Here is a 26,121-nt window from a genome sequence, read left to right as displayed (position 1 = left end):
ATTTGACGACAGGGCCTAGGGCCCCAAGTAGCGCTCTGTCCCCGAGACTTGGCGGGTCGTCGCCTGTACGATCATCAGCGCTCGGGGGGCATCTCGGTACGGTGCTCAGCAAGGTCGTCCTCAAAGATGCGGAGAGAACTTGTCCACCGCTTTCGTCACCATGACCATCATCGGCGCGGTCTTCAACGGTGCCGCCGCCGTCACGTACCTGATCGGCCATGAGTACCCCAAGACCCAGGCGGACATGAAGGGCATCCCCCGCAAGTACGTCCCGGTCCTGGGGTCGTTGCTGGCGGCGGGCACCGTCGGACTGCTGGCCGGGCTCGCGGTGCCGGTGCTGGGCACGCTGGCCGCGATCGGTCTGATCCTGTACTTCGTGGGGGCGATCATCGCCCACGTGCGGGTCGGTTCCCGCAACATCGTGGGCGGGATCGTCTTCCTCGCCACGGCGGTGGCGATCCTCGTCCTCGGGCTACTCGACCACGGTCCCTGGTAGCCGGGCCGCGAGGCGGCGGGAGAGTTCGACGCGGCGCGTCTTGAGGGTGGCGGTGCGCGGGAGTTCGGCCAGCGGGATCTGGACGGGTTCGGTGAGCTGCGGGTATCCGGCGGTGGCGGTGCGCCAGCGGCCGAGGTCGAGCGGTTCGTCGTGGTGGGTGCAGACGACCGGGACCGCCTCGCCGTCGGGCCCCTGCACGACGACCACCTCGGCGAGTTCCGCGAGTTCGTCGAGGAGGACGTCCTCGATCTCCAGGCTGCTGCCGACGCCGTCGATCGCGTCGAACTCGCGGTCCAGCATGTGCAGGCAGCCGAACCGGGTGCGGTAGCCGACGTCGCCGGTGCGCCACCAGCCGTCGGTCAGGTTGGCGTCGTAGCGCTCCTGCTCGCCGTGGTACGTCTTCGCGATGCCGTCCCACCGCACCTCGATGAACCCGGGGTTGTCCTGCGAGGGCCGCTGCCCGTCCCGGCTCACCAGCCGCACCTGAGCGCTGCCCGGCAGCGGGTAGCCGACGCAGCGGCCGTCCATGCGGTGCGCGAACCGGCGGAAGTACGGGCGCCCCGCTGCGGGGCCCACCTCGCTCTGGCCGTAGATCTGGAAGAACTGCGCGCGCTGCGTGGAGGCGTGCAGCAGGCGGCGTACGGTGCGCGGGTGGATCGCGTCGAAGGTGCTGCTGAAGTACTTGACGGACGCGAACGGGCGGCGCGCGTCGTCGGCCAACTCCTCCCAGGCGAGGAAGGTGTTGGGCAACGCCTCGATCAGCCAAGGGCGTTGGGCGGCGAAGAACGTGGCGACGGAGTCCGGGGTGCCGTTGTTCACCAGCAGCGGCGGCATGCCCTGGAGGAGGCACAGGGACATCGCCGCGAAGGTCCGGGAGTGGCCGAACGGGGTGTGGATCGCGACGGTGCCGCGCTTGCGCATCAGGCCGAGCAGGAAGATCTGGGGGCGCAGCCGGGAGCGCATCGTGCGCGGTGTGTGGACGACGAGTTTCGGCAGGCCGGTGGTGCCCGAGGTGTGGGTGATCATCGCCGGTTCGTCGAGGCCACGCAGCACCGGGCGGACCGGCACCGAGCCGTCCAGGGAGGCGAGCGGGACCGCGCCGGGACCGGCGTCGCCCACGCCGAGCACGCCCCGGGTCAGGGTGTCCAGGTCGACGGCGTCCTCGGTGAGGGAGCCGAGCTTGGGGCCGTCGGTGATCAGGTACGGCCGGTCGAGGCGGGCGAGGAGCGCGGAGAGGGCCTCGGAGTCGAGGTGGTGGGAGAGCATCACCGGGACGGCGCCGAGGCGTTCGACGGCCGTCGCGAGGAGCCAGAGGTCGAAGTTGGGGGCCTTGCAGATCACGACGTGTCCGCCGCGTCGGACTCCGGCCACGGCGAGACGGTTCGCCATGTCCGCGACGTGGGCCGCGAGTTGAGCCACCGTCAGATCGCGGCCGGCGTCGGGCAGGACGTCGAGGTCGTGGTCGAGGACCACCGGCATCGCGCCGCGCACGCGGGCCGCCGCCTGGGGGACGACGCCGAGGTAGAGGCCCTTGCGGTGGAGTGCGGCGTGGTCGGGCCTGGGGGTCAGTCGGTACAGAAGTGTGCTCATGGCAGGGGTCCTTCGGGAGTCGTCAGCGGTCGCGGTAGGCGACCATGTCGGCGAGTTCTTCGAGCCGCAGGCGCCAGGGGTCGGGCAGTGCGGCGCCGGTGAGGGCCGTGCGGGCGTCGGTGACGAGGGCGTCGATGCGCTTCTCGACGTCCGCGCGTACGCCGGAGGCGAGGAGGGCGGTGTGCAGGGCGGCCGGGTTCCAGTCGGTGTGCCGGCTCTCCTCGCCGAGCCGCGCCACCTCCGGGTCCTTCGCCGCGCCCAGCGCGATCAGCAGGGTCATCTTGTGCTCGTCGAGGTCCAGACCGGCCGGTTTGCCGGTGACCTCCTCGTCGCCGAACGCGTCGAGCAGGTCGTCCCGCAGCTGGAACGCCTCCCCGGCCGCGACGCCGTACGCCTCGAACGCGCCGTACAGCGCGGGGCGTCCGGCGAGGGCCGCGCCCAGCGCGAGCGGGCGGTGGATGGTGTAGCGGCCGGACTTGCAGACGGCGACCCAGCGGGCCAGCGCCTCGTCGGGGACGGCCTCGGCGGCGAGGGCGACGTCCAGTTGCTGGCCGACGATCATCTCGGTGACCAGCTCGTGCCAGACCTGCGCCGCCGGGCCGGTCAGGGTTCCCGCGAGCCGGTTCGCGTAGCTGAGGGCGAGGTCCCCGGCGAGGATCGCGACGCCCTCGCCGTACCGGCGCGACTCCCCCGCCCAGCCGTTCCGTGCGTGCAGGTCCGCGTACGCGACGTGGGCGGTCGGACTGCCGCGCCGGGTGGGCGAGTTGTCGATGATGTCGTCGTGGAGCAGCGCGAAGGCGTGCAGCAGCTCCAGGGCGGCTGCCGCGTCCACGACAGTGTCCTCGTCGCCGTCCGCGCCGGCCGCGAGAAACCCGGTGACGCAGAACAGGGGGCGCAGCCGCTTGCCGCCCGCCGCGATCAGCTCCGCCACGACGCCGACGGGTACGGCGGCCCGGGGGTCGACGGAACTCCAGTGCGCGGCCTCGGAGTTGAGGAGGTCGGCGATGCGGCGGTCGACTCGGCCGAGGAGCTCGGCGCAGCTCTCCTCGGCCTGGCGCGCGGCGTCTGATACCTCCAGCCCGCCCGCCTCTACCGGGATCTCGGGCACGCTCGCCCCTGCGGTGAGCCCGGGAAGCACTCCAGGCGGTGCGGTGGCGGACTGCATGGTTTCCCCCTCGGGGTGGTCGGAACCGGATTCTGGAATCCGTGCGCAACCGCATCCTCGTCACGGCCCCTTGCCGGGGAATACGCGGCGAGTTGGCCCCGGCTTGGCGGCAAGCGGGCGCCAATCGGCCACCAAGTCGGCGCTGGCATTCTCACTGGGGAATCGGCCGTGACCACCGGCCCGGAATTCCGCCGTCCGCCTTTCTCCGCGCCCCGCGCATTCCGTAGAAGCATTCCACGGAATGCATTCCACAGAGAGCGACACTCATGAGCGGTCTGATCGTCCCGCCAGGACACGGCAGGAAACTCGTCACGAAAGCCCAGGACGTGACGTTCAAAGTCACCGCGGCGGACGGTTCCTCCTCCTCCGTGTTCGAAGTGGTCGTGCCGCCGGGATTCGACGTCGGCGCGCACGCGCACAGCGAGTCCCAGGAGTTCTTCTACGTCCTGGACGGCGAGCTGGAGCTGTTCGCGTTCGAGCCCGCCGAGCGGACCGAGGACACCTGGCACGGCTGGGAGTCCCCGAAGGGCGAGCGTCCCGTCCGGGCTGTCACCGGCAGCTGCATGTTCGTGCCGCCGGGCACCCCGCACGCCTTCCGCAACGCCTCGGACACCCCGGCCCGGATGCTCTTCCAGAGCTCCCCCTCGCCGGACCACGAGCGGTATTTCGAGGAGATCGTCGAGATCTTCGCCGCTGGTCCCTCGGTGGACCCCGAGGCGGTCGAGCGGATGCGCCGGCGCTACGACGTCCAGCAGATCACCCCGCTCCGCTTCACCCCGCCCGCAGAAAGGACGGTCGCCCCGTGACCACCAACGACAGCGTCCCCCTCGTCCACGCGAGCCTCGGTGCCCGCGAACTCTCCGCCGTGGCCGAGGTGTTCGCCTCCGGCTGGCCGGCCGGCCAGGGTCCGCGCGGCAAGGCGTTCGAGGCGCAGCTCAAGCAGCGGTACGGCGTCGGCGACGCGGTCGCGCTGAGCAACTGCGGCGCCGCGCTGCACCTGGCGATGCTGGCGCTCGGCGTCGAGCCGGGCGACGAGGTGATCGTCGCCGACTACACGTTCCCCGCCCCGGCGCACGCGGTGCGGTACGTCGGTGCGACGCCCGTCTTCGCGGACGTGCGGCCCGACACCGGCACGATCGATCCGCAGGCGGTGGAGGCACTCATCGGGCCGCGCACGGTGGGGGTGATCGCCGTGGACACGGTCGGCCTGCCCGCCGACTACGACGAGCTGATGGCACTCGCCGACCGGCACGGGCTGTTCGTCGTCGAGGACGCGGCCTGCGCGGTCGGCGCGACCTACCGGGGGCGGCCCGCGGGCGCGCTCGCGCCGGTCGCCTGCCTCTCCTTCCACGGCCGCAAGGGCGCCACCAGCGGGGAGGGCGGGGCGCTGCTCGCCGCCGATCCGGTGATCGGGGCGGACGCGCGGCTGCGGTCGTCGTTCGGCATCGGCAGCATCTACGACCAGGCTCAGGTGGTCGGGCTGCCGATCCCGACGTTCACCGACATCGGCTACAACTACAAGCTCTCCGACATCGCCGCCGCGATCCTCCAGGTGCAGGTGGAGCGGGTCGACGAACTCCTGGCCCGCCGTAGCGCGGTCGCGGCCCGGTACGGCGAACTCCTCGCCGACGAGGACCTGTTGACGCTGCCGTACGTCCCCGACGACCGCACCCACGCCTGGCAGTCGTACCTCGTGACGCTCTCCCCGCTCGTCGACCGCTCCTCCCTCGCCGCGTCGCTGCGCGCGCAGGGCATCGGCTGCGGGCACGGCACCTGGGCGAGCCATCTCCAGCCGGTCTACGACGCCGTACAGAGCTGCCCGGTCTCCGCCGACCTCTTCCACCGCAACCTCGCCATCCCCATGCACGCCGAGCTCCGTGACGACCAGGTCGAGCGGGTCGTGGACGTGCTGCGGGCCGAGCTGAAGAACAACGTCCGCACGTCCTGACAGGAGAGCCCGTGCTTGTCGTCTGTCTTGTCGGAGCGGGGCCGCGTGGGCTGTCCGTCCTGGAGCGGCTGTGTGCGAACGAGCGGAAGTCGCCGGCGCACGAGGCGGTGACCGTGCACGTCGTCGATCCGTACGCGCCGGGGGCCGGGAAGGTGTGGCGTACGGATCAGTCGCGGCGGCTGCTGATGAACACGGTGGCCTCGCAGGTCACGATGTTCACGGACCATACGGTGACGATGGACGGCCCGGTGGAGGAGGGGCCGAGCCTGTACGAGTGGGCTGCGGGGCGGCTCGGGCCGGACGACTATCCGACGCGGGCTCTGTACGGGGCGTACCTGGAGGGCGTGTTCCGTACGGTGCGGGACGCGGCGCCCGCGCATGTCACCGTCGTGGAGCACCGTACGTCTGCGGTCGCGCTCGACGACGCGGCGGACGGTACGCAGTCGCTGCTGCTGGCCGACGGCACTCGGCTGACCGGCCTTGACGCCGTGGTCCTGGCGCAGGGGCACCTTCCCGTCCGCCCCGCGCCCGGCGAACCGCGCCTCGCCGGTTACTTCGGCCCCGCGAACCCCGCCGACCTCGACCTGTCCGGGATCTCTCCGGGCGAGACCGTCTTCGTACGCGGGCTCGGGCTGAACTTCTTCGACGTGCTCGCGCTGCTGACCGAGGAGCGGGGCGGGAGGTTCGTCCGGGATGCCGACCGTCTGCGCTACGAGCCTTCGGGGCGGGAGCCGCGCATCGTCGCCGGGTCGCGGCGCGGGGTGCCGTACCACGCGCGCGGTGAGAACCAGAAGGGTGCGTACGGCCGCCACGAGCCGCGTCTGCTGACCCTCGCGGCCGTCGCCCGGCTGCACCGGCGGGCCGAGGACGGGGAGCGGCTGTCGTTCGCCGCCGATCTGTGGCCGTTGATCGCCAAGGAGGTCGAGAGCGTCTATTACGGCACGCTGCTGGGCTCGCGTGAATCGTTCGTACGGGAGTTCCTGGCGGCGCCCGACCGGGCCGCCGAGGCGCGGTTGCTGGACGCCGCCGGGGTCTCGGCCGGGGAGCGGTGGGACTGGGAGCGGGTGGCTCGGCCCTGGCTCGGGCGGGACCTTCGTGACCCGGACGCGTACCGGGCGTGGCTCCTGGGGCATCTCGCGGACGACGTGCGTGAGGCTCGTGCGGGCAACGTACGCGGGCCGCTCAAGGCTGCCCTCGATGTGCTGCGGGATCTGCGCAACGAGATCCGTGCCGCCGTCGATCACGGGCGGCTGGAGGGTGGTTCGTACCGGGACGACGTCCAGGGCTGGTACACCCCGCTGAACGCGTTCCTGTCCATCGGGCCGCCGGTCTCGCGGGTGGCGGAGTTGATCGCGCTGATCGAGGCGGGGGTCGTGGAGATCCTCGGGCCGGAGGTCCGGGTGTCGGCCGGGGACGGGTTCAGCGTCGTCTCCGGTGTCGTACCGGGGCCACCGGTACGGGCGACCGCGCTGATCGAGGCACGGTTGCCGGAGCCGGACCTCGCGCGTACGGCGGACCCGTTGCTGCGGGGGCTGTTGGAGTCGGGGCGGGCGAGGCGGTTCTCGATCGCCGGGAGCTGCGGGACGGAGGTCGCGACGCGGGGGTTGGCCGTGACGGAACGCCCGTACCGACTGGTCGACGCGACGGGGCGGGCTCATCCGCGCCGGTTCGCGCTGGGGGTGCCGACGGAGGGGGTCCACTGGGTGACCGCTGCCGGGATCCGGCCGGGGGTCGACTCGGTGATCCTGGGCGATGCGGATGCGGTGGCGCGGGCGGTGTTGGCGGGGGAGGCGGCGTCGGGGGGTCCCGGGGTGCTGTCGGACGGGGTGTCAGGACAGGGCCTCGCGCGGACGCCGCCCGTCGATGCCCCGGCCGCCCTCGCCAGCCCTGCGCCTCAACTTCCCGCCACGCAGCCATTGCCCGCACGGACGCCGCCCGCCGGTGCACCGACCGACCTCGCCAACCCTGCGCCTCAACTTCCCGCCACGCAGTCACTGCCCGCACGGACGCCGCCCGCCGGTGCACCGACCGACCTCGCCAGCCCTGCGCCTCGGCTTCCCGACGCGCAGTCATTGCCCGCGCGGACGCCGCCTGTCGATGCCCCGGCTGCCCTCGCCAACCCTGCGCCTCAACTTCCCGACACGCAGTCATCGCCCGCACGGACGCCGCCCGCCGGTGCACCGACCGACCTCGCCAACCCTGCGCCTCAACTTCCCGACACGCAGTCATCGCCCGCACGGACGCCGCCCGCCGGTGCACCGACCGCCCTCGCGCCAGAACTCGCCATCGCGCCCTCGGCTCCCCCGCACATCCCGGCTGCCTCGCCGACCCCTTTCTCCCACTCCACGCCAGAACCTCCCGCCGCTCCCTCGGACCCCACGCGGACACCACCCACCGACACCCCGGCCACTACCACCCGCCCCGCGCTGGAACTCCCCACCCCACGGACACCGTCCGTCGGTGCCCCGGCCGCTCCCACCCGCCTCGCGCCAGAACTCCCCGCCACGCCCTCAGGTCCTGCGCGCACACCACCCGCCAGCACCCCGGCTACCCGCGCTCACCCCACACCCTCCGATCCCGCGCGGACACAACCCGCCGACACCCCGGCCACTCCCACCCGCCCCACGCCAGAACTCCCCACCACGCCCTCAGCCCCTGCGCAGACCCCCTCCACCGACGCCCCTCCAGCCACACCCCCCTCCCCCGCATCACCCCCGTCACCCCCAACCCTGCGAGCGTCCGCATGACCGACCACGACCTCGGCCTCCTCTCCCCCGTCCGCGCCGGCACCCCCGCCGAAGCCGCCACCTCCGACGCCGCCTGGCTGCAAGCCATGCTGGACGCCGAAGCCGCGCTCGCCCGGGCGCAGGCCGTCGTTGGGGTGGTCCCCGGCGAAGCCGCCAAGGTCATTACCGAGGCCGCCCGCGTCGAGCGGTTCGATGTCCGCGCCCTTGCCCTCATCGCACGGGAGACCGCGAACCCCGTGGTCGGGCTCGTCGGCGCCCTCACCCGGGTCGTCGCCGAGACCTCGCCCGACGCCGCCGCGTACGTTCATCACGGCTCGACCAGCCAGGACGTCTTCGACACCGGCGCCATGCTCGTCGCCCGCCGGGTGCTCTCCCTGGTCCGTGCCGACCTGGAGCGGACCGCCGCAGCGCTCGCCGAACTCGCCGTGCGGCACCGGGACACCGTGCTCGCCGGGCGGACCCTCGCCCTGCACGCCGTACCCACCACCTTCGGGCTGAAGGCGGCCGGCTGGCGGCGGCTCGTGCTGGATGCCCGGGACCGGGTCGCGGCGTTGCTGGACGGGGGGCTGCCGTTCTCGTTGGGCGGGGCCGCCGGGACGCTTGCCGGGTATCAGGAAGCGGGGCCGGTGGGACCGCTGCTCGACGCGTACGCCGTGGAGACGGGCCTCGCCCGGCCGCCCCTGCCCTGGCACGCGCTGCGCACCCCGATCGCCGACCTCGCAGCCGTACTCGCGCTGACCACGGGCGCGCTCGGGAAGATCGCCGTGGACGTCCAGTCGCTGGCCAGGACCGAAGTCGGCGAGGTAGCCGAACCCTCACCGGCCGGGCGGGGCGCGTCGTCCGCGATGCCGCACAAGCAGAACCCCGTACTGGCGACCCTGTTGCGCAGCGCCGCGCTCCAGGTCCCGGTGCTCGCGGCAGGGCTGACGCAGTGTCTCGTGTGCGAGGACGAGCGGTCGGCCGGGGTCTGGCACGCCGAGTGGCAGTTGCTGCGGGAGTGCCTGCGGCTGGCCGGGGGCGCCGCGCACACGGCCGTGGAGCTGGCCGAAGGGCTGGTCGTCCGGCCCGACCGGATGCGCGCGAACCTGGAGCTGACCGGCGGCCGGATCGTCTCGGAGCGGATCTGTGCCGCCCTCGCCGGACCGCTCGGCAAGGCCCGCGCCCGCGAGTTGGTGACCGAAGCCTCTGCGCAGGCGGACCGCAGCGAGCGCGCTCTCGGTGACGTCCTGGGCGAACTGCCCGAGGTCACCGCGCATCTGACGGCCGACCGGATCTCCCGCCTGCTGGACCCCTGCACGTACACGGGCGCCGCCGCCCTGCTGGTCGACGACGAAGTCGTCCGGCATTAACCCCTCTGAACAAACACTTTCCGAGAATTCCCTTACTGCTGAGAGGCGAATGCCGGACATGCCCATTCTCTGCAAACCCGCAGTGCGCGTACCGGAATACGTCATCACGATGGAACAGACCCTGGATTTCGCCCGCACGGCACACGCCGGAAAACCGCAACTGCCGCTCGCGCTCCGGCTGATAGAGAACACCGGGGTCAAGAAACGACACCTGGTCCAGCCCATCGAGAAGACCTTGTCCCACCCCGGTTTCGAGGAACGGAACCGTATCTACGAGATGGAGTCGAAGAAGCGCTGCCCGGAGGCGATAGAGGAGGCGCTGGCGAACGCGCTGCTGCGGGCCGAGGACATCGACGCGATCATCTACGTGTCGTGCACCGGCTTCATGATGCCCTCGCTGACGGCGTGGCTGATCAACACGATGGGCCTGCGCTACGACACCCGGCAACTGCCCATCGCCCAACTGGGCTGCGCGGCGGGCGGCGCGGCGATCAACCGGGCCCACGACTTCTGCGCGGCGCACCCGGACAGCAACGTCCTGATCGTGTCGTGCGAGCTGTGCTCCCTGTGCTACCAGCCGGACGCGGACGACATCGGCTCGCTGCTGTCGGACGGCCTGTTCGGCGACGCGGTCGCGGCGGCCGTCGTACGCGGCGGAGGCGGATCGGGTGTCACTGGTGTCCAACTGGCGCGCAACGCCTCGTACTTGATCCCGAACACCGAGGACTGGATCTCGTACGCGGTCCGGGACACGGGGTTCCACTTCCAGCTCGACCGTCGGGTGCCGGGCACCATGGAGCCGCTCGCGCCGGTCCTCAAGGACCTCGCGGCCGGCCACGGCTGGGACGCCGGGGACCTGGACTTCTACATCATCCACGCGGGCGGCCCCCGCATCCTGGACGACCTCGCGAAGTACCTCGGGGTCGACGGCTCGGTCTTCCGGCACAGCTGGGGGACGCTCACCGAGTACGGGAACATCGCCAGCGCCGTCGTCCTCGACGCCCTGCGCAGACGGTTCGAGGAAGGCCCGCTGCCCACCGGGGCGACCGGCCTGATCGCCGGGTTCGGCCCCGGCATCACCGCCGAGATGGCCCTCGGCACCTGGGTCGACGACCACCACTCCATGGGGAGGACCGCATGACCAGCACCCCCGCATCCGACCGCGTGATGCGGCTGATCAACGGCTACTGGGCGACCGGAGTCGTGGGCACGGCCGCGACGTACGACCTGTTCACCCACCTTGAGGACGGCGCCGGCACCCCTGAGGAGCTGGCGGCGCGGGCCGGTGTCGCGGTACGCGGTGCGCAGGCCCTCCTGGACGGCCTCGTCGCGCTGGAGCTGGTCGAGGTGGCGGACGGCCGCTACCGCAACTCCCTTGAGGCGTCGGCGTTCCTGGTCTCCGGCAAGCCCGCGTCGCTGGCCGCGTTCGCCCGCCTCAAGATGGGCCACCTCGGCTCGCTGGCCGCGCTGCCGGACGTCGTGAAAGCGGGCGGTCCGGTGTCGGACGCGGTCGTGGAGGTCGCCGACAACCCGCACTGGGAGAACCTGGTCCAGGCGATCGCCGCGCAGTCCGTGCCCGTCGCGCACATCGCCGCCGAGGAACTCGGGCTGGCCGATGCCGGGAAGATCTCGGTCCTGGACGTCGGCGGCGGTTCCGGGGTGTGCTCGGCGGTGTGGCTCGGCCTCAACCCGGACGCCCGTGCCACGCAGATCGACTGGGTGCCGATCAACGCCATCGCCCGACGGCTGCTCGCCGAACAGGGGGTGGGCGATCGGGTCGAGCATGTGGACGGCGACTTCCACACCGTCGACTTCGGGGACGGGGAGCACGACGTCGTCATGTACTCCAACATCGCCCACCAGGAAGGGCCCGAGGACAACGAGGCGGTGTTCGCCCGCATCCGGCGGGCCCTGCGGCCGGGCGGGACGCTCGTCGTCTCCGACTACATCACCGACGACGAGCGCAGCGGGCCCGCCTTCGCGCTGACCTTCGCCGGGGAGATGCTCCTGAAGAGCCGGCACGGTTCCACCTGGCGGCGGAGCGACTATCACGCGTGGCTGACGGCGGCCGGGTTCGAGGAGGTGCGGTTCGTGGAGACACCATCGCCGACGACCCTCGTACTGGCCCGGTGACGAGCGGCGCGGTGGCCCCCGGGAGGGTCACCGCGCCACGTGGTCGAGAGGGTCACTTCCTCTCCGGAGGATCAGGAGCGCTCCAACTCCGGTGCCTGCCGCAGGATCTCCAGCTCCAGATGTTGCAACGCCGGGCTCGGTGAGATGCCCAGCCCCTCGACCATCTTCTTCTGGTGAGCCCGCAGCACCGAGAGCGCGTCGGCCTGCCGTCCCGACCGGTACAGCGCGAGAGTGAGCAACTCACAGCCGTACTCCCGCAAGGGATGCGCCTGCGTGAAGGCGACCAGTTCAGGCACCGCCATCTCGTGATTGCCGACGGCGATGAGGGTGGCGCACCTCCCCTCGACCACCGACAGCCGCAGTTCCTCCAGCCTCACCGCCTCGGGCGCGACGTGCGGCGCGCCCGCGACCTCCGCGTACGCCTCCCCCCGCCACAGCCCGAGACCCGCCTCGAACGCGTACAGCGCGCGCTGCGGATCACCCCGGTCCAGCGCCTGCCACCCGGCGGTCGCGTGCTCCCAGAAGCGATGCGCGTCGACCTCCACGGCCCGGCTGTCGAGGAGGTAGCCGCGTCCGCGCGTGCACAGCACGGTGGCCGGGGTGCGGGGCGCGCGGTGGGGTTCGAGGGCGCGCCGCAGGTTGGCGATGTAGGCGTGCAGCGAGGTGATCGCGGACTGCGGGGGCCGCCCCTCCCACAGCGCGTCGACGAGGGCGTCGACGGAGACGGGCTGGCCGACCTGGCTGACCAGCAGGACGAGCGCGGCACGCTGCTTGGGCGCCCCGAGGTCGACCCAGCGCCCGTCGACGGCGGCCTCGACGGGACCGAGCACCCGGAACTCGACGCCGGTGGCGGGCGCGGGCCTGCGCGAGGGGCGCTCCGGGTCCGGCCCGCCCGACCGGTCCGGGTCCCGGCCCGAGAACCGCGTGCCGGACCGGTCCGCGTACAGGTCCAGGTCTCGTCCCGCAGACCTCATACCCGACCGATCCACGTCCGGGTCCCGGCTCAAGGACTGCACGCCCGACCGATCCCCGTCCGACTGCACGCCAGGCCGGTCCGCGTCCAAGTCCCGGCCCGGTCCCACAGACCGCCCGCCCGGCCGGTCCACCTCCACGTCCGATCCCGCAGATCGCCCGCCCGCCCGGTCCACATCCAGATCCGACCCCGCAGCCCGCACACCCGCCCGCTCCTCCCCCCGAGGCCCGGTATCGAGATCAAGTGCCTTACTGACGTACTGCTTGAGCGTCTCATTCGCGCGTCTGAGTTCGCGGACCTCGTGTTCGAGTTCCGCGATGCGCCGCGCACCGGTGCCTTCCGTCGTGGTGTCGCGGCGGAGTTCCCTGTCCCTCGTCTCCGTGTGCATGGATCTTGCCCCCGTTGCCGTGTTTCCGTGCGTGCGGTCGCCCCTGCCACGGGACCCCGGACGGGGTCGCCGTGGCAGAGACGGTTCACCTGCCGCTGTAGGCGGGTACCTGCCCGCTCTCACCCGCGGACGCGTCCGCGTCGTCGCGGCGGTGGAACAGCTTGCTGGGCCACCACATCCAGCGGCCCACGTCGAGGGTGAGCGCGGTGACGAGCACCGAGCGCACCACGAGCGTGTCGAGCAGGACGCCGAACGCGACGGCGAAGCCGAGTTCGACGGCGAAGACCAGCGGCAGGGAGGCCATCGCGGCGAAGGTGCCCGCGAGGACGACGCCCGCCGAGGTGATGACCCCGCCGGTGGCGGAGAGGCCGGTGAGCGCGGCGCGCCGGGTGCCGTGCAGGGCGGCGTCCTCGCGGACGCGGGTGACCAGGAAGATGTTGTAGTCGATGCCGAGGGCGACGAGGAACACGAACGCGAGCAGCGGGAACGAGGCGTCGGCGCCGGCGAGGCCGAAGACGTGCTCGAAGACGAGGCTGCTCACGCCGAGGGCGGCGCCGAACGACAGGAGGACGGTCGCCATCAGCAGCAGCGGCGCGACCACCGCGCGCAGCAGCAGGCCGAGGATGAGCAGGACGACGAGGAGGACGATCGGGATGATCACCTTCGAGTCGCGGGCCGCCGCGTTCTCTGTGTCGAGCATGATCGCGGTGGAGCCGCCGACCTGCGCGTCGGCCCCTTCGATCTTGTGGACGGCGGTGCGGGCGCGGTCGACGGTGTTCATCGCCGCCTCGTTGCTGGGCTCGTCCTTCAGCTGGGCGAGCAGGACCGCTTCGCCGCTCTTGACGACGGGGTCGCCGACGCCGGTGATGCCGGGTACGGCCGTAAGAGCTGTCCTGACCTGGGCGGCGGCGTCGGCCTTGGTGACGACGTAGACGGGGTCGCCCGAGCCGGCCGGGAAGTGCTCGGCGCGGATCTCCTCGCCGACGGCCATCTGCGGTTTGTTCGTGAACTGGTCCTTGTTGGAGAGGCCGGAGGCGTCGAGCCCGAGCGCCCCGAGCCCCATCGCGCCGAGCACGAGGACGGTCCCGGCCCACACGAGGCGGGGCCGGCCGGAGATGACGTTCCCGACCCGGTCCCAGACGCTCTCCACGGCCTGCGCCTCGGCGCCGTACACGGGTTTCTTCGGCCAGAAGATCCACCGCCCGCAGGCGACAAGGAGGGCCGGCATGAGGGTCGTCATGGCGAGCAGGCCGACGAGGATGCCGACCGCGCAGGCCGGGCCCAGGCCCTTGGTGGAGTTGAGGACGGCGAGGGTGAGGAGCATGAGGCTGACGGCGACGGTCGCGGCGCTGGCGACGATCGCGGGCCCGGAGCGGTAGAGGGCCTCGGCCATCGCCTCGTGCCGGTCCTCGTGGCGGGCGAGTTCCTCCCGGTAGCGGGAGATCAATAGCAGCGCGTAGTCCGTGGCGGCGCCGAAGAGCAGGACGACGAGGATGAAGCTGGTCTGTTTGTTGACGACCAGTCCGGCGTTCTCGGCGAGCAGGTAGATCAGCGCCTCCGCCGCCATCAGGGCCACGCCGACGGTGAGCAGCGGCAGCAGGGGCAGGAGCGGGCTGCGGTAGGTGAGCAGCAGGATCGCGACGACGACCAGGGCGGTGATGGTGGTGAGCGCGCCGCCTCCGCCGAACGCCTTGATGGAGTCGGCGCCGTACCCGGCGGGCCCGGCGACGTGGAAGCCGAGCCCGGCCGCGTCCTTCTCGCCGACGTCGGTCATGGCGTCGACGACCTTGCCGAGCCCTTCCCAGCCGGTCTTGTCCTTGCGGACCTGGACGACGGTCTGGAGGGCCTTGCCGTCCTCGGAGACGACGGGGCCCTGGGGTTCGCCGACGACGTTGGTGATGCTCTTGAACGCGGTGGCGTCGGCGCGCGCCTTGGCGAGGTCGGCGGGGGTGGTCCCGGCGGCCCGGTCGTAGACGACGATCGCGGGGACGGTGTCGGCGGGCATCAGCTTCTGGGCGCGCTCGACGACGGCGGTGGACTCGGCGTTGCCCGGCAGCCAGGCCGAGTTGTCGTTCTCCTCGGCGTCACCGAGCTTCCCGGCGAGCATCAGCGCGGGGACGAGGATCACGGCCCAGATCGCGATGACGACCCATTTGCCCACCCTTCCGCTGGGCAGGGCGGCCAGTTTTCGCAGCATGCGTGTGTCTCCAGTGTGGTGTGGGGGACGGTTGTTTCTCAGGAGGGCTCAGGTGTCCAGGAGACGGGCCCGGACGTGTCCGAGGGCCAGCAGGACCGGGATGTCGGTGAGCAGGGGGAAGTGGTAGGCGAAGGGGCGCGGTCCGACCATGTCGGGCGGGCCGCCGTAGCCGCCGTCGGCCTTCTGCCGCTCCAGGAGCCAGGTGAGGGCGGCGCCGAGGGCGCGCGGGTCGTCGGCGTGGCAGAGGGTGACGATGCCGTAGGCGGTGCTGATGTCGTCGCTGGGGTCGCCGGGGCGCATGCCCCAGCCGCCGTCGTCGTTCTGGGTGTCGAGGACGGTGCGCTCCACGCGGGCGGCCATGGCGCCGGAGCGCAGGTCGTCGGGGTGGGCGGTGCAGGCGGCGAGCCGGACCCGGAAGAGGCTGTGCAGCCGGGAGCGGCTCCAGCCGGGTTCGAAGCCGCCGTCCTCGTCCTGGTGGTCGGCGAGGAACGCGAGCGCTTTCGCCCGCTGCGGGGCAGTCGCCGGGTGCGGGCCGAGGGCGCCGACGGCGGCGGCCGTCATGCAGGGTTCGGACGAGGCGCCCGCGACGTACGTGGGGAAGCCGCCGTCGGCGCCCTGTACGGCGAGGAGGGCGGCGACGCCGGCGCGTACGGTCCCGGCGTGGGCGACGGGGGCGACGGCGTGCAGGAACTCCAGGGCGCAGGAGGTGTCGTCGACGTCGTTCTGGGCGACGGCCGGTGACATGGACCAGCCGCCGGTGAGGGGGGTGCCCCGGGAGAGGGAGGGCAGGGGGGCGCCGCCGCGTTCGGCGGCGAGGGTGGACGCCATGCGGCGCAGGAGTGCGGGGTCGGCGCCGGCGGCGTGCAGGGCGAGGCCGCCGGTGGAGGTGCACCAGTTGTGCATCTCCAGGACGAACGGGAAGCCGCCGTCGGGGCGTTGGTGGCGCAGGAGGGTGGTGAGGCCGCGCCGTACGGTGTCGTCGTGGCGGCCGGTGCCGGCGAGGGCGTGCAGCACCAGCAGGTGCATGAGCGCGTAGCCCTCCCAGACGGTGGTGTCGGGGTCGGTGGCCAGCAGGGTGTCCAGGGCGGTGTCGGTGGCCTGGTTGTGGACGCCGAGGGCGGTGGCGAGGATCAGGGTGATCGCGGCCTGCTGGACGGCGGCCCAGGAGTGCAGCGGGTCGGTGGGGACGTGTCCGCCGCCGGGGAGTTCCGCGTCGGCGGGCAGCGGGCAGCCGAGGACCGACAGCACGGCGTAGACCATGAGGCGCCGCCGGGTGGAGATGAAGCCGGGCGCGGAGCCCAGGATGTTCGCGGCGAGGGTCCCGGCGAGGACGCTGTTGCCGCCCGCCGCCCGCCCGGCGGCGCCTTCGACGGCGTGGGTGGCGAGGACGCGGTCGAGGTCGTCCGGGGACTCCAGGTGGCCGCGCAGATAGCCGAGGAGGCGGTCGCGGGCCGGGGAGGCGGCGTCGGTGCGGGTCATCAGGGCGAGGGCGAGGGCGGATTCCAGGACCCGGCTCTCGCACTGTTCGCGTATCGCGCCGTCGTCGTCGGTTCTGGCGCTGATGTGGGCGGTGAGGCGGGCGGTGGCGTGGCGCAGTTCGGCCGGGGTGATCCCCTGGGGCAGTCGCAGCGGGGCCGGGCGCGTGAGGTCCGCGATCTTCATGTCGTGCTCCTGTCTGGTGCGGCCTGGGTGGCGGAGAACGGGCCCGGCCCCGCAGCGGGGGCCGGGCCTGCGGGTCAGCCGATGCTCTGGGCGAACCGGAAGAACCCGTACGGGTCGTACGTCCGCTTGATCCGGGCCAGCCGCGCGTAGTTCTCGGCGTAGTAGGAGCGCCGCCAGTCGGGCAGCCGGGGGTCGATGAAGTTCTGGTAGGTCTCGCCCTGGGAGTGGGGGTCGATGACGGCGAACCCGTTGTCGACGTACTCCCAGGCGGCGGCCTTGGCCTCCTCGCTCGCGGAGGCCGCGTTGGAGGTGAGGTAGCTGACGGAGAAGAGGCTGTCGCGGTGGACGTAGGCGGTGGCGTCGCGGGCGACGGTGTTGGCCCGGCCGCCGAGCGCGGAGATCTGGAGCTGGCGCATCTGCCCGCCCGCGAACCGGTTGCCGTTGAACGCGTCGAGCGCCTTGGCCCAGCCGTCGCGCGGCATACCGCGTTCCTTGAAGAGGCGGCTGCGCCAGGCCCCGAACGCGGGGCGCTGGATCTTGCCGTCGGGCGAGGTGTCGGTGCGGTGGCACTGCTGCGCGGTGAGGTCGGAGCACTGGTAGAGCTGCATGAGGATCGCCCGGTAGGGGGCGGTGAACTTCTGCTGGTAGACCGGCGGACGGCCGACCAGCGAGATCAGCCGGGCGATCTCGGCGTCGAACCCGGCGCCGGTGTCGACCGAGCCGAGGAACACGGACGCGGTCGGCACCCCGCCGGGGCCCGCGTCGGTGAGGGTGACGTTGACGCCGCTGCCGATCGTCCAGGGCGCGTCGGGCAGCCACTGCGTCCAGCCGTCGAGCATGTCGAGGGCCTGGTCGAAGGTCCACACGAGGTTGATGGCGGCGACGTTGGTCAGCGGCGAGGGGGCGATGTCGTACGAGGTGACGATCCCGAAGTTGCCGCCGCCACCGCCGCGCAGCGCCCAGTACAGGTCGCTGTTGCAGTGCGGCGACGCGCTGACGATCCGTCCGTCCGCGAGGACGACCTGGGCGGCGGTCACCTTGTCGGAGGCGATGCCGATGCTGCGGGTGAACAGCCCCATCCCGCCGCCCTGGAGGAACCCTCCCGCGGCGACGGTCGGGCAGTAGCCGGCGGAGATGCCGAGCCCGGCCGGGGCGAGAGTGTCGGCGATGTCGACGAGCTGGGCACCGGGACCCATCCGCACCGAACTCTCGCCCAGGGCGATCGAGTTGAGCTGCGATACGTCGATGACGAGGCCCTGCGTGGTGGAGTAGCCGGCCGCGCTGTGGCCGCCACTGCGGGCGGCGACGGGGATGCCGTGGGCGGCGGCGAACCGGACGCAGGCGGAGACGTCGGCGGCGGAGGCGCAGTAGGCGACCGCCTGGGGGGCCGCGCTGTCGAACTGGACCTGGTAGAGCTGCTTGGCCCGCTGGTAGTCGGCGTCGGCGGGGAGCACCAGACGCCCCTGGAGCCGGTCGGCGAGCTTGCTCCAACGGCCGCTGACGGTGGCCGACTTGGGCTGTGCGGCGCCGGTGAGCGCGGTGGTGGCGAGTGCGGCGCCGCCGACCGCGAGGAAGGACCTTCTGTCGATCATGGTGTTGTTTCCGTGTTCGTTTCGTGAGGGAGGAAGGGCGGGCGGCGGGTTACGGGGCGCGGTGCCCGAGGACGAGGGAGAACGCCTCGGCCAGGGCGCCGGCCGGGTCGGCCTCGGTGCCGGTCGCCCGCCAGGCCACGTGCTGGTCGGGGCGTACCAGCACGGCGCCCGCCGGACCGGTGCCGGGCAGGGACTGCCAGACGGCCTCGTCGACACGGGTCACGGTCAGCGGTACGGAGAGCTTGTCGGCGACCTGTTCGGCGGCCTCGGCCCAGGCGGTGCCGTCCGGGCCGGTGAGCAGCGCGAAGCCGGTGCCGACGAGGTCGTGGGTGGACAGGCGCTCGCCGTCCTCCTCGGTCCAGGCGTGCGGCAGGAGGTGGCCGGGGCGGGTGGTGGGCCGGTACACGTCGCCGAGGGGCGAACGGGCGGGCGGGGCGCTGCCGTCGGGGACGACCGCGCCGCGCTCGTAGGCGAAGCCGGTCTCCACGTCCAGGGCCTGGCACTCGGCGCGGTGGGTCGCGAAGATCTCCGCCGCGCGGGCCCGCTGCGCCGCCCCGACCGGGGTCGGCGAGAAGTAGGAGAAGAACACCGGGGTACGGCGCTGCGGCGGCACGTGCGGGCCGAGGCCCACGGCGGCGTCGATGACGACCTGGTGGTGTCCGGCGGCGGACATCGCCCAGCCCAGGTTGAACTGGCCGACCGGGCGGCGCTCGGCCTCGTACGTGTCGAGCAGGCCGTCTCCCGCGCGGCCCGTCAGCACGGAGGCGAGCTTCCAGGCGAGGTTGTGCGCGTCCTGGATGCCGCTGTTGAGCCCGAGTCCGACGGCCGGGGGCTGCCGGTGGGCGGCGTCGCCGACGAGGAACACCCTGCCCTGCCGGTAGCGCTCGGCGATGACCGCCTCCACGCTCCAGCTCGTCACGTCGTGCAGGGTCAGCTCCAGTTCGGGCAGGCCGAGGACCTCGCGGATACGGCCGACGACGGCTGCCTCGTCGGTGCGGTCGATGCCGGCGAGGGGCAGGTGCAGGCCCCACTCCTCGCAGTGCTTGCCCCAGGTCGGGCCCATCTCGATGAGCGCGCTGGACAGGTCGGGGCGGTAGGGGTTGAGGAACCAGGTGATGACCGAGCCCTCGGTCCACCACTGCGACAGGTCGGCGGAGAAGTACGCGGTGGTCGCGTCGAACAGGGCGGGCAGGCCCTCCATCTGGATGCCGAGGGCAGGGCCGACGGTGCGGCCGGCGTCCGCCGCGATCACGTACTGCGCGACGACCGTCGTCGTCTCGCCGGTCTCCGTGTCGCGGATCTCGGCGGTGACGTTCTCGGCGTTCTCGGTCAGCGCGACCACCTCGTGCCCGAACTTGACCCGCCCCGGGCCCTGTTGCTCTGCGTGGCGGCGCAGGATCGGCTCCAGGCGCAGTTGCGGCAGCTTGGCGGGCAGTTCGGGGCCCGCCGCCTCGTACGAGGTGCGCAGCTCGCCGCCGCCGAAGGCGTCCATCTCGTGGATGACGCGGCCGTCGAGGGGGCCGGGGCCGGTGAGCGTGGTCTGCCAGCGGACCTTGCCGAACTGCTCGGGCCCGGCGGCGAGTTCGGTCACGTCGTCCGCGAGGCCGTGCTGGCGGAAGATCTCCATCGTGCGCTGGTTGAGGTAGTGCGCCTTCGGCAGGCGTGAGGTGTCCGCGCGGCGCTCCACGAGGAGGTGGTCGATGCCGTGGGCGGAGAGGAACACGGAGGCGGCGAGGCCGGAGCCGCCGCCTCCGACGATCAGGACAGGTACGTCTACGGTGCTCATGGTTCGTCCTTCTGGAAGGAGTTGGATGAGGGAAAAGGGGGGAGGTCAGACCGGGTCCGCGAGGGCGCCGTCGGGGAGCTGCATGATGTCCGGGACTCCCGCGCCCCACCGGTAGTAGGACTGGAGCTTGTAGTACTCGCCGTCCGGCTGGGAGGCGACGGCGTACACGAACCTGGTCTCCGGGTCGGCGCGTTGGACGTGCCGTACGAACTGCCGGATGCGGTCGTCGAGTTGGACCGGCAGGGACGCCGGGTCCGTCGTCGCGACGGCGAAGCAGACGCGGGTGATCGCCGGGGAGTCCCAGTCGAGGGTCACGTACACGCCGAACGCCTGGCGGCCGAGGCGGAGCATCTGCTCGCTGGGTTCGGCCTGGTCGACCTCGCGGAGCATGGCCCGGACGGACTCCGGCGCGATGCCTCCGGCGGGGGGTTCGCCGAAGTAGATGTTGACGGTGCGGTGGCGGTAGTCGACGCCGAGCAGGCCGACGGTGTCGCCGAGGCCGTGCCGGTCGATGAAGTCCAGGCTCGCGGCGAGGCTGCCCGGCATCGAGGGGAGCGCGGCGAGCGTCCTGACGTCCTGGAGCTGGGTGCGGGGCAGGACGGCCCAGATCTTCTTGAAGCCACCGACGACGCCGAAGTCGATGCCGTAGCCGTCGACGGGGCAGCGCGCGCTCAGCTCGGCGAGAAGCCGGGAGACGGGATGGCCATCCTTCTCCAACAACCCATTGTCGACGGCAAGTTGATACGGATCGAGCCCGTCGGGGATCGTGAACCGGCAGTCCAGCTCACCCGCGCGGCCCTCGCCGGTGGACACGCGGAACGCGACGACGGCGTCGGCGAGTTCACCTCCGTACAGGTTCAGGATGCGCAGCACATCGCCGCGTTCGTAGTCCACCTCCAGGAGCCCGGCCGCGTCATCGATGGCCGAGTGGAGGGCGTGCACCGCTTCGTTCATGGCGGTCACCTTCCTTGTCTGGTTTGTCGGGTGCTGGTATGTCGGTCGGTTGTCTGTCGGGGGCTTGGCTGCTGGGGGCGTGTCTCTCGGGTGCTTGCCTGTCGGGGACTTGGCTCTCGGGTGCGGGGCTCGGTGAGCCGGGTGAGCAGACGGGCCACGGTGAGCCGGGGGCGCCGCGCCAGCCGGGCGCCCGCGCTGCTGAGCGCCGACGGCAGCCCTGCGCAGTGCCGTACGAGGTCGCGGACGGCGTCGGGTTCCGCGCGGATCCGGTCGGCGCCGGCGGTTTCGGCGAGCAGCCGAACGGCGTCCTCCTCGTCCAGCGGGCCGAGGGTGAGCGTGTGAGCTGCGGGTACGGCCGCCAGCGGGGCCCGACTCGTGACGAGCAGGGCACTGTCCGGGTCGGGCGGGAGCAGGGGGGTGAGCTGGGCGTCGCTGACGGCGTCGTCGAGGACGAGGAGGAGGTGGGTGCGGGCGAGGCGGGCGCGGTAGCGACGCACGAGGTCGTCCAGCTCGGGGCGACCGGCGTGCACCGGTTCCCCCGACCCCGGCCCGCTGGTGCCAGCCGGTTCCTCCGACTCCGACCAGCCGGTGTCCACCGCTCCCGCCCGCTCCGGCCAGCCGATGCCGTCCGATCCCGATCCGCCGATGCCTGCCGCTTCCCCCAGCTCCAGCCAGCCGGTGTCTCTCGGTCCCGCCAGCCCCAGCCCGCCGGCGTCCGCCGCTCCCGCCCGTCCCGGTCCGCCGATGCCTCCCGGTCCCACCGGCCTCAGCCCGCCGATGCCAGCCACTTCTCCCGACTTCGGCCCGCCGGTGCCAGCCCGTTCCCCCAGCCCTGGTCCGCTGGTGCCAGCCGTTCCCGCCCGCCCCGGCCAGCCGATGCCCGCCGCTTCCCCCAGCTCCAGCCAGCCGGTGTCTCTCGGTCCCGCCAGCCCCAGCCCACCGACGTCCGCCGCTCCCGCCCGTCCCGGCCCGCCGATGCCTCCCGGTCCCACCGGCCTCGGCCCGCCGATGCCAGCCACTTCTCCCGACTTCGGCCCGCCGGTGCCAGCCCGTTTCCCCAGCCCTGGTCCGCTGGTGCCAGCCGTTCCCGCTCGCCCCGGTCCGCCGGTGCCTGCCGCTCCCGCCCGCCCCGGCCCATCCCCCTTGCCCGATTCCCCCAGTACGCCGAGCAGTTCCGTGAGGACCTCGCGAAGTGTCCGTGCCGTGCCGTCCTGATGTCGGAGGCTTGCGTGGAGCACGCCGTCCGGGAACGTTTCCGCGCAGCCGTGGGCTACCTCGATGGCCAGGGCCGTTTTGCCTGTGCCGGGGGCTCCTGTGATCAGGGCCGATCTCAAGCGGGCGCCTAGGAGCAGCGACCTCAAGCGGTCCGCCTCTGCTGTGCGGCCGGTGAATGTGGTGCATCGGGGTGGCAGTAGTACGGGTGGCGGCTCTGTGCTGTCGCCTCGCAGCATTTTTAGGTAGGCGTCGGCCAGATGGCGGCCCGGTACTACGCCTAGTTGTCCGGCTAGGGCGCGGCGGCCCTCGTCGTACACCTGGACCGCCTCGGCCTGGCGGTCGGAGCGGTGCAGAGCCGTGATCAGGTGGGCGCGCAAGGTTTCGTCCAGCGGGAAACGGGCCACCAGGGACAGCAGCTCGGGGACTAGGGCGCGGTGTCGGCCGAGTGAGAGGTCCGCCTCGATCCTGCGCTCCAGCGCCTGCGTACGCCGGAACTCCAGCCGAGGCCGCTCGTACCGCAGAAGGTGTTCGGTCACGTTCTCCAGGGCCTGGCCGCTCCAGCAGTCGAGCGCCCCGCCGAGCAGCCGGCCGGCCTCTTCGGGCCGGTTCTGCTCAAGGGCCTCGCGGCCGAGTTGGTCGAGCCGCTCGAAGGAGAACAGGTCGACGTCGGCCTCCCGGACTTCGAGCACATATCCAGGCCCTTTCCGGAAGATCCGCGCACAGTTCCCCAGGGTTTTCCTGAGCCTTGAGACGTAGGTGTATATCTGCGAATTCGACGTTGGTGGCGGTGTATCCCCCCAGAGCGCGGCGCTGAGCCGGCTGTCGGCGACGAGTGTGCCGCGTGCCATCAACAGCACGGCGAGCACGGTATGGATCTTGGCTCCGGAGAGCGGAACGTCCGAGCCCTCCCTGGTCACGGAGACCGGGCCGAGCAGCCGGAATGTGAGCACCCCAGCGGAGTTCAGCAAAGTTCAGCCTCCCCCGCGAAACGACTTGCTGAGCGCTCCGCACTCTATGAGCCACCGCTTTTCGCTCGTTATCGAGTGGATTTCGAGCAGCCGAAACGATGGCGAAATCGCGTCAAAAGCGCGTACCTCTAGGATGTTTCACGAGCACCACAACAGAAATACTCAACGGGGAGAATCAGATATGCGTAAGCACCGAACACTCGCGGGTGCCCTCATCTTCATTCCGCTGCTGCTCGTCGTGGGCCTCACGGCGGACCCGACGGGCGACCTGCCGTGGACCAGCGTCAGCGTGTCCGAGAACGACCTGCCCTGGACCTGACGGACCGGCAGACCGACCGGGTCAGCGGTCGGTGAGCACCCCGGCCAGGATCGACCCCTCGACAGGACGGGACGCGTCATGTGCACCGAGGACCTCGCGCAGCCGCCCCGCCCGCCGCTCCCACGCGGGCGCCCCGAGGGTACGGAACTCCTTCTGAGCCCAGTCCAGGGGCTCCCCCGCGCCGGAGCCACCGCGTACGGCTTCGGCGCAGGCGAGGTGGACGACGATCCTGGCCTGGAGGAACCGGTCGCCGACCTCTTCGGCGAGGCGCAGCGCGCGCAGCAGCCCGGCGCGGGCCTTCCAGGGTTCGTCCTGGCGCCACTGCGCCTCGCCGAGCGCGCACAGCCCGTGCGCCTCGCCGAGCCGGTCGCCCTGACCGCGCGCGAGGCCGACCACGTCGTGACAGATCCGCTCGGCCTGCGCGCAGCGCCCCGCACCGAGCAGCCCTTCGGCGAGCCGGTAGAGGTTCTGGGTACGGCTGCGCAGCGACCCGGCCTCGTAACTGACCTCGATGGCCTGGTTGCTGAGGCTCACCCCGCGCTCGGGGTCCCCCTGCTCGATCTCGATCTGGGCGAGCAGGCCCAGCGCGTGGGAGAGCCCGGAGTTGTCCTCGGCGCGCCGGAACAGGACGAGGGACTCCTCGCAGTAGCGGGCCGCCTCGGCGAGGTCGCCGAGGAAGCGGGCGCACACCGCGAGGTTGCGGCGCACGATGGCCCGGCCCTGGCTGTCGTCGGTGTCCTCCAGGTGGTCGAGGGCGGTGCGCAGGAGGTCGCGGGCCTCCTGGTGGCGGCGCTGGTAGATGGCGAGGGTGCCCAGGGAGCGGAGCATGGTGCCCGCGCCCCGGGTGTCACCGGTGCGGCGGGCGCCGTCGAGGGCGAGTTCGGCGGTGCGGCGCCAGTCGTCCAGGTAGTTGCGGGTCTCGTAGAAGGGGACCGCGCCCGCGACGAGGTGCCAGGCGCGCTCGGTGCGGCCTTCCCGTACGGCCTGGGCGACGAGGCCGCCGAGCGTCTCACGTTCGCTCTCGAACCACTCCATGGGGTCGGCGACGAGTTCACCGGCCGTCTCGCCGAGCACCGGTGCGGCGGGGGCGGGGCCGGCGCTCTTGCCGTAGAGCTGTTCCTGGGCCGCGTGGACGAGGGCGAGGACGGCGGTCAGGACGCGGTCCAGGGTCTGTTCGCGGTCCTGCGGGGTGTCCTCGGCGAGGCAGCGGCCCCGGGCGAAGCGGCGCGTCGCGTCCGGGAGGCGGAAGCGGGCCGTGCCGCCCCTGGCCGGGCGGACCTCCAGGAGCCCGGCGGCGACGAGCCGGCTCAGCAGTGCCTCGGAGGCGTCCGGGGTGACGCCGAGGACGGGGCAGCCGATCCACTCCGGGACGTCGGGCACGTCCAGCATGCTCAACTGCCGCAGGAGACGGGCGGCTTGGGCGGGCAGCGCCCGGTATCCGAGCCGGACCGCGTCGCTCTCACCGGCGGAGGGCGCGGCCGACTCCTCGGGGGGCAGGGCGAGTTGGCGGTGAGCGACGGCGGGTGCGTCGAACTCCCCCCGGGGACGGCTGGGTTCGAGGTTGCTGAGCCCGTACCAGAGGGAGGGTTCCTCGTGCTCGCGGGCGGATTCGGGGCGGAGGTCGGTCTCCCGGTGAGAGCGGGCGTGCCCTAACGGGGCCCCGGCCGCCGTACCCCGTGGGCCGGACTCCTCGTGCGGGCGCGCGGCGTCGGGGCGCCGTTGCTCGGGCACGGCGGCGGCGCGCGGCTGTACGCGGGCGTCGCCCTCCAGGACCGTACGGTGCAACTCCCGCAGTTCCGCGCCCGGTTCGACGCCGAGTTCCGCGACCAGGATGCGGCGGCCCTCCCGGTAGCAGTCGAGGGCCTCGGAGCGGCGGCCGGAGAGATGGTAGGCGCGCATGAGGACGGCGCGGGCGTCCTCCCGCAGCGGGTGTTCGGCGACGAGCGGACCGAGGGACTCCACCACCGACCGGTAGCGGCCACGCCGTAGCTGGACGGCGGCGTACTCCTCCGTCAGGTTGCTGCGCAGTTCGGTGATCCGGTCGACGACGCCGCTCAGCACGCTGTCGTCCATGCCGTCGAGCACCGGCCCCGCCCATAGCGCGAGGGCGTCCTCGAAGCGGGCGGCGGCCTCGTCGGTGTTCCCGGCCTCGGCGGCGGCGCGGGCGGCTGCCGCCGACTCGTACAGGGCGGCCACGTCCACGTAGTGGCCCTCGCGGTGCAGGACGTAGCCGGGGAGCTGGGTCTCGATCAGGCCGTCGACGCCCGCCTCGTCGCGGAACGTCTTGCGCAGCGCGGAGACGCAGATGGCGATCTGGTTGCGGGCGGTGACGGGGGGCCGGCCGTGCCAGACGGCGTCGGCGAGCGCGTCCACGGAGACCGCGCGGCCGGGGGTGAGCAGGAGCACGGCGAGCACCGTGCGCTGTCGTGCGCTGCGCAGCAGCAGTGGCCGGCCGTCCGCTCTCACCTTGAGCGGGCCCAGCACCTGAAACGACAGACAGACCGTCATGCCGCCTCCTTCCAGGACTGTGAATGTCCCGCCCCCCGCGAAGACACAGCATGGCCATTCTGTGGAGATGGCTTGATCTTGACAAGGCGGATACGCATCTTGACAGGGCCGTTCCGCTCTCCTCACCCTCC

Annotated in this window: 17 protein-coding genes and 1 pseudogene; 8 read left to right on the top strand and 10 right to left on the bottom strand. The window is 72.4% G+C overall.

Annotated features, from left to right (window positions below; translation table 11 throughout):
* The first annotated feature begins 139 nt into the window (after positions 1–139).
* A complete protein-coding gene (locus J8M50_RS44820) occupies positions 140–496 on the top strand; it encodes a DoxX family protein (RefSeq protein WP_010357727.1) in 357 nt (118 codons plus the stop codon).
* On the opposite strand, the gene J8M50_RS44815 is transcribed toward J8M50_RS44820, so the two are convergent.
* Together J8M50_RS44815 and J8M50_RS44810 are read right to left on the bottom strand one after the other, a co-directional pair.
* Entirely contained in the window at positions 473–2,086 is a 1,614-nt protein-coding gene (locus tag J8M50_RS44815) for a class I adenylate-forming enzyme family protein (protein ID WP_010357728.1), read from the bottom strand. The genes J8M50_RS44820 and J8M50_RS44815 overlap by 24 nt on opposite strands.
* A gap of 22 nt (positions 2,087–2,108) precedes the next feature.
* A complete protein-coding gene (locus tag J8M50_RS44810) occupies positions 2,109–3,251 on the bottom strand; it encodes a polyprenyl synthetase family protein (RefSeq protein WP_010357730.1) in 1,143 nt (380 codons plus the stop codon).
* A 266-nt stretch (positions 3,252–3,517) separates the two neighbouring features.
* Between J8M50_RS44810 and J8M50_RS44805 the strand changes: the two genes are divergently transcribed.
* From J8M50_RS44805 to J8M50_RS44780, 6 genes and pseudogenes are all read left to right on the top strand, one after another.
* Positions 3,518–4,057 (top strand): cupin domain-containing protein, encoded by a 540-nt coding sequence (locus tag J8M50_RS44805; protein ID WP_010357732.1) that lies wholly within the window; start codon positions 3,518–3,520, stop codon positions 4,055–4,057.
* Complete coding sequence (locus J8M50_RS44800; protein WP_010357734.1) at positions 4,054–5,199, top strand: DegT/DnrJ/EryC1/StrS family aminotransferase; 1,146 nt, start codon at positions 4,054–4,056, stop codon at positions 5,197–5,199. Before J8M50_RS44805 ends, J8M50_RS44800 begins: the two co-directional genes overlap by 4 nt.
* Positions 5,196–7,007, top strand: a pseudogene (locus J8M50_RS44795) (FAD/NAD(P)-binding protein); the annotation flags it as partial. The gene J8M50_RS44800 and the pseudogene J8M50_RS44795, both read left to right, overlap by 4 nt.
* Positions 7,008–7,942: 935 nt before the next feature.
* Complete coding sequence (locus J8M50_RS44790; protein WP_010352245.1) at positions 7,943–9,295, top strand: nitrosuccinate lyase; 1,353 nt, start codon at positions 7,943–7,945, stop codon at positions 9,293–9,295.
* A 58-nt stretch (positions 9,296–9,353) separates the two neighbouring features.
* Positions 9,354–10,436, top strand: a complete 1,083-nt coding sequence (locus J8M50_RS44785; RefSeq protein WP_178854869.1) for a type III polyketide synthase — start codon at positions 9,354–9,356, stop codon at positions 10,434–10,436.
* A complete protein-coding gene (locus tag J8M50_RS44780; protein ID WP_010352243.1) occupies positions 10,433–11,428 on the top strand; it encodes a class I SAM-dependent methyltransferase in 996 nt (331 codons plus the stop codon). Before J8M50_RS44785 ends, J8M50_RS44780 begins: the two co-directional genes overlap by 4 nt.
* Before the next feature lie 71 nt (positions 11,429–11,499).
* Here J8M50_RS44780 and J8M50_RS44775 read toward each other — a convergent pair whose 3' ends face one another.
* The 7 genes from J8M50_RS44775 to J8M50_RS49540 all read right to left on the bottom strand — a co-directional run bounded on the left by J8M50_RS44775 (position 11,500) and on the right by J8M50_RS49540 (position 22,884).
* Positions 11,500–12,789, bottom strand: a complete 1,290-nt coding sequence (locus tag J8M50_RS44775; RefSeq protein WP_010352242.1) for an AfsR/SARP family transcriptional regulator — start codon at positions 12,787–12,789, stop codon at positions 11,500–11,502.
* 85 nt (positions 12,790–12,874) lie between these two features.
* Positions 12,875–14,986, bottom strand: a complete 2,112-nt coding sequence (locus tag J8M50_RS44770; protein WP_010352241.1) for an MMPL family transporter — start codon at positions 14,984–14,986, stop codon at positions 12,875–12,877.
* 48 nt (positions 14,987–15,034) lie between these two features.
* A complete protein-coding gene (locus J8M50_RS44765; protein ID WP_010352240.1) occupies positions 15,035–16,648 on the bottom strand; it encodes a prenyltransferase/squalene oxidase repeat-containing protein in 1,614 nt (537 codons plus the stop codon).
* A gap of 74 nt (positions 16,649–16,722) precedes the next feature.
* A complete protein-coding gene (locus tag J8M50_RS44760) occupies positions 16,723–18,240 on the bottom strand; it encodes an FAD-binding oxidoreductase (protein WP_010352239.1) in 1,518 nt (505 codons plus the stop codon).
* Between the two features lie 49 nt (positions 18,241–18,289).
* Positions 18,290–20,026: an FAD-dependent monooxygenase gene (locus J8M50_RS44755; protein WP_010352238.1), complete on the bottom strand. Its 1,737-nt coding sequence runs from the start codon at positions 20,024–20,026 to the stop codon at positions 18,290–18,292.
* Positions 20,027–20,071: 45 nt separating this feature from the next.
* Positions 20,072–20,980 (bottom strand): aromatic prenyltransferase, encoded by a 909-nt coding sequence (locus tag J8M50_RS44750; protein ID WP_010352237.1) that lies wholly within the window; start codon positions 20,978–20,980, stop codon positions 20,072–20,074.
* A 5-nt stretch (positions 20,981–20,985) separates the two neighbouring features.
* Positions 20,986–22,884: a BTAD domain-containing putative transcriptional regulator gene (locus J8M50_RS49540; RefSeq protein ID WP_178865483.1), complete on the bottom strand. Its 1,899-nt coding sequence runs from the start codon at positions 22,882–22,884 to the stop codon at positions 20,986–20,988.
* Positions 22,885–23,344: 460 nt separating this feature from the next.
* On the opposite strand from J8M50_RS49540, the gene J8M50_RS44740 reads away from it, so the two are divergent.
* Complete coding sequence (locus J8M50_RS44740) at positions 23,345–23,482, top strand: hypothetical protein (RefSeq protein ID WP_158002781.1); 138 nt, start codon at positions 23,345–23,347, stop codon at positions 23,480–23,482.
* 21 nt (positions 23,483–23,503) lie between these two features.
* Here the strand turns inward: J8M50_RS44740 and J8M50_RS44735 are convergent, their stop codons facing one another.
* The gene (locus J8M50_RS44735) at positions 23,504–25,990 is read right to left on the bottom strand and encodes an AfsR/SARP family transcriptional regulator (protein WP_010352235.1); all 2,487 of its coding nucleotides are present in this window, start codon (positions 25,988–25,990) and stop codon (positions 23,504–23,506) included.
* Positions 25,991–26,121 lie beyond the last annotated feature (131 nt).

Source organism: Streptomyces acidiscabies (assembly GCF_020010905.1).
Classification (GTDB): domain Bacteria; phylum Actinomycetota; class Actinomycetes; order Streptomycetales; family Streptomycetaceae; genus Streptomyces; species Streptomyces acidiscabies.
This window is presented reverse-complemented; position numbering and strand designations above follow the sequence as displayed.

Bases quoted from the DNA above. Each gene is read 5' to 3' on its own strand.
- J8M50_RS44815 (WP_010357728.1), bottom strand. From the start codon at position 2,086: ATGAGCACACTTCTGTACCGACTGACCCCCAGGCCCGACCACGCCGCA.
- J8M50_RS44810 (WP_010357730.1), bottom strand. From the start codon at position 3,251: ATGCAGTCCGCCACCGCACCGCCTGGAGTGCTTCCCGGGCTCACCGCA.
- J8M50_RS44805 (WP_010357732.1), top strand. From the start codon at position 3,518: ATGAGCGGTCTGATCGTCCCGCCAGGACACGGCAGGAAACTCGTCACG.
- J8M50_RS44790 (WP_010352245.1), top strand. From the start codon at position 7,943: ATGACCGACCACGACCTCGGCCTCCTCTCCCCCGTCCGCGCCGGCACC.
- J8M50_RS44785 (WP_178854869.1), top strand. From the start codon at position 9,354: ATGCCCATTCTCTGCAAACCCGCAGTGCGCGTACCGGAATACGTCATC.
- J8M50_RS44780 (WP_010352243.1), top strand. From the start codon at position 10,433: ATGACCAGCACCCCCGCATCCGACCGCGTGATGCGGCTGATCAACGGC.
- J8M50_RS44775 (WP_010352242.1), bottom strand. From the start codon at position 12,789: ATGCACACGGAGACGAGGGACAGGGAACTCCGCCGCGACACCACGACG.
- J8M50_RS44770 (WP_010352241.1), bottom strand. From the start codon at position 14,986: ATGCTGCGAAAACTGGCCGCCCTGCCCAGCGGAAGGGTGGGCAAATGG.
- J8M50_RS44765 (WP_010352240.1), bottom strand. From the start codon at position 16,648: ATGAAGATCGCGGACCTCACGCGCCCGGCCCCGCTGCGACTGCCCCAG.
- J8M50_RS44760 (WP_010352239.1), bottom strand. From the start codon at position 18,240: ATGATCGACAGAAGGTCCTTCCTCGCGGTCGGCGGCGCCGCACTCGCC.
- J8M50_RS44755 (WP_010352238.1), bottom strand. From the start codon at position 20,026: ATGAGCACCGTAGACGTACCTGTCCTGATCGTCGGAGGCGGCGGCTCC.
- J8M50_RS44750 (WP_010352237.1), bottom strand. From the start codon at position 20,980: ATGAACGAAGCGGTGCACGCCCTCCACTCGGCCATCGATGACGCGGCC.
- J8M50_RS44740 (WP_158002781.1), top strand. From the start codon at position 23,345: ATGCGTAAGCACCGAACACTCGCGGGTGCCCTCATCTTCATTCCGCTG.
- J8M50_RS44735 (WP_010352235.1), bottom strand. From the start codon at position 25,990: ATGACGGTCTGTCTGTCGTTTCAGGTGCTGGGCCCGCTCAAGGTGAGA.